General features: G+C 46.9%; 1 protein-coding gene. It reads left to right on the top strand.

The features are described 5' to 3' along the window. Window positions 1-418: hypothetical protein (locus GKZ88_RS22675; protein ID WP_196216513.1), on the top strand; the 418-nt coding region annotated here is incomplete at both ends.

The raw sequence follows: 418 nt of genomic DNA, 5'->3' as shown, positions 1-418 counted from the left end.
ACACTAACAGCGGCGCTGATATGAACTGGGTTGTGTATGTAATGGATGCTAACGGCTGTACTGATTCAGTAGCAGTTCCGTTATCAACAGATCCGACACCTTCAGTTACAGCGGTTTTAAGCAACCAGTGTACAGCTTCAGGAAGCGGCTTTACTATTACGGCTACAGGAACAGGCGGAAAAGGCGCTTTAGTTTACGGAATCAACGGTGTTGGAGGAGCGTTCACATCAAACAATGTATTTAATGTACCGGCTTCGGCTACACCATATACTGTTTGGGTAAAAGATGCCAACAACTGTCCGGCTTCGGCAACTCCAATTACGGTTTATCCACAGTTGGGAGCAACGATCAGCATCAGCAAAGAACTTGACTGTTCTGCAGCTCCAGGTGCAACAATTACAGTTGACATCACTGGCGG

It is taken from the genome of Flavobacterium sp. LC2016-01, assembly GCF_009711135.1.
Classification (GTDB): domain Bacteria; phylum Bacteroidota; class Bacteroidia; order Flavobacteriales; family Flavobacteriaceae; genus Flavobacterium.
Note: the sequence above shows the minus strand (reverse complement) of the source record. Positions and strands in the feature narration are given on the sequence as shown.